At 57.3% G+C, this 2,800-nt stretch carries 4 protein-coding genes; all 4 read right to left on the reverse strand.

The features are described from left to right. On the reverse strand, positions 1–1,063 hold a 1,063-nt coding region (locus P9M14_01410; protein MDP8254384.1), incomplete at its 3' end, for a tetratricopeptide repeat protein. Between the two features lie 53 nt (positions 1,064–1,116). Next, positions 1,117–1,332: a DUF5989 family protein gene (locus P9M14_01415; GenBank protein ID MDP8254385.1), complete on the reverse strand. Its 216-nt coding sequence runs from the start codon at positions 1,330–1,332 to the stop codon at positions 1,117–1,119. Further along, positions 1,310–2,404: an SGNH/GDSL hydrolase family protein gene (locus P9M14_01420; protein ID MDP8254386.1), complete on the reverse strand. Its 1,095-nt coding sequence runs from the start codon at positions 2,402–2,404 to the stop codon at positions 1,310–1,312. Before P9M14_01420 ends, P9M14_01415 begins: the two co-directional genes overlap by 23 nt. A 100-nt stretch (positions 2,405–2,504) precedes the next feature. Next, a partial coding sequence (locus P9M14_01425) for a 4Fe-4S dicluster domain-containing protein (protein ID MDP8254387.1) occupies positions 2,505–2,800 on the reverse strand: 296 nt, incomplete at its 5' end.

The following is a 2,800-nucleotide window of genomic DNA, read 5'->3' on the forward strand; positions in this document are numbered from 1 at the left end:
ACGAGGCGGCGTCAACCAGCGCAATCCCGTTTTCCTCGGCCAGAGATTGCATGATTGCGTTGTATTGTCGGCTGTTGCGGGCGCAGTCGTATATTACGTGCTCGACCGCAAGCCGGTAGCTTGCGGAGGCATCGTCTGACCGGCCCAGCGCCTCGAGAGCACGCCCTTGCAGGTAGTAGGAACGACTGGCGTGAGGATCAAGGTCCAGGGCGCGTTCGATCATCTCCAATGCCCCCTGCGGGTCGCCTTTTTCGATCATCTCCAGAGCGCTGTCGAGCGTCGACTGCGTCGCTGGATTCGCCGCGGGCAGGGGCTTTGGCAGGCGCAGGGGCATTTTAATAAAGACCAGGTCAACGCCTCGCTGCTCGGCGGCCTGGACAAACCGCTCCAGGTTGGCCCGATAATCTCGAGGCGGCACGCGCACGGTCCCGAGTTCGTATCGCTTGCGATAATCTATTTGTCCGCCGAGCTTTACCAACAGCCGTCGACGATAGTTGAGCAGAAAGCCGGTGGGACCAAAGCGCGCCAGGGCATTGCTTGCTCCGACGTTGGCGGGGATCACCTCCAGAGCCCTCTTGTCGTCCAGGCCGTTGGAGAAAAAGAACCTGAAGCGATCGATGTCGTTGACCATGTACGACACGGTCACCAGAGCGGGCGACCACGTCGCGCAGTACTTCTCGAACAATCTGATTCCCTGGAACGACGAATAGCCGATCTGTCCGGCGTTAACGACATCAAGGCCTTGATGGCTCTCGCGCAGCAGTTCTCGGGCCATCGACGGGTAGGCCTGATCCGCCTCGACCCCATAGCCGAAGGTTGGGCTCGCCCCGAGGGTCACGATGCGGAGTTGGCCGTTCCGATCTGGCGCCTGCGACCGTTGACGTCGGCAGTCAAGACGAAATCCCTCACGGTCGGTGCAGACCTGTGTGCCCTCGAATTCAGCGTGCAGATCAGGTCGTTGGCGCCAGAACAGCTCGGAGTTGAGCTCGAGCAGCATCTCAATGCTTTCGAGCCTATGCAGCTCACGGGGTACGTCGAGACAGGGCAGCGCCGCCGCCGCCATGAACAGCACTAGGCACACCAGTCGGATCGTCGCCCGGCGCAGGCGTCTTTTGCTCAAGGGATCAGGCTGTAGATCGCAGGCATCACCGAGCCGGGCGCAAAGATGTTGATCACGACGCCCAAGGCGATCCATAGCAGCAGGATCGGCAACAGCCACCATTTTTTGGTCTCTCGAATCCGCAGATAGCTGTAGAGCAACAGCTCCCGGCGGTTGCGAAAGGTGGGGAGTTCCTCTTTGCGGCGTTCGTTACTGTCTGGTTGTTTGTTCATGGTTTGCCACCCTGTCTGCTATGAGTTGCCCGATGATGCTGCTTCCCAGATCGCTGTGATGAGTGCCGTCGAGAAAATATTGATCCTTCCGGGGAAGCACGTTCTCAGCGTCGATCAGTGTTACCCCGTATTTCGCAGCGGTTTCGCGCATGATTTCGTTTTGGCCCTCGATGGCCTCCAAGGCACCGGCGATGGTGAAATTGTAAAAAAACCCATGATAGAACGTGTTGGCGGATACCAAAAAATCAGGGGAGAATTCGTTTGTCGGATACTTCAGCGACAGTGCGGGCTGATAAGTCATTATCAACGGAGTGGCGCCCGATCCCTTGATCGATACCACCAGGGCCTCCAGCGTTTGGCGAAACCTGGCCTTGGCGTCATCGGTTTGATGCTCTGCCCTGTGTGATCCAACCAACTCCAGGGCTTTGTTCAACCCTGGGAAAAGCTCGATCCGTTTCGGCCGGTTGAAGAACAGCGGATCCTCCAACTCTTTGAACAACCCGTCCGAGACTATAAACGGAATGTCATTGATAAGCAGTGAATCGACCGGAGCTTCGATGATCACAAATTGTGCTTCGAGGTTACGCCATGTCAACGAGAAGTTCATCAACATGTGTAACATCGTCGATCCGGGAATCCCCGCGTTGATCACCTCGAAGTGTCCTGGATAATTGTGGTTCAATATTTCCTGCAGCTCTTTGCTGTAACCTCCCTCGCTGGTCGACGTGCCCAGACAGAGGATTCGCGTCTGTCCCTGCTGCGGACGATCTGATGCCGGCTCGTGGTACATTCCCCATTGATGGCCTGTGATCGAGGGCAGGTAGAAGCGGCGGTTGTAGATGTCATTGGCAATCGGCGGGGACGAATTGGTCGAATTCTCCAACACCTCCCTCTGGCGTTTCTCGAAGTCCCAAAAGTCTCCCTCGAAATTATAGTAGTTGCGCATCAGCGAATACGATCGATAGATGTTGTGGTAATACAGGCAGTATTTGGCGCCGATCTCAATAAACAGGATCGCGGCCACCGTTCCGAGCACAATTACCGCCAACCGGTAGAGCCGTTTGTCACTCATAACCACAAGTTTTTTATCTCTTTTAGATTGTGGGGGTAGTCTTATATCAAAGGAGATATCGAGTCAACCGCCGATGAGCTTGCAGCAAGGGGAATCTGGATCAGTAGTACTCGAACGAGTCCTGGGTGGGGCCTACCGGCTCGAAGGTCATCTGCCGTTCGCGGGCCAGCTCGATGTAGGAGCCCTTGGCCAGGCGGAACTCGCCGTGGGGGCTGACGCGGATCGCACCGGTGGGGCAGACCTGGCCGCAGAGGTTGCAGCTCTGGCCGCAGCCGCCCAGGCGCATCAGATGTTTGGGCGCGAACATCCCCTCCAGGCCGTCGGCCAGTCCCGAGGGTTGCAAGGTGTTGGTCACGCAGGCCTTGATGCACTGTCCGCAGCGGATGCAGGTGCGCA

Origin of the sequence: Candidatus Alcyoniella australis, assembly GCA_030765605.1 — a bacterium.
Taxonomy (GTDB): Bacteria; Lernaellota; Lernaellaia; order JAVCCG01; family Alcyoniellaceae; genus Alcyoniella; species Alcyoniella australis.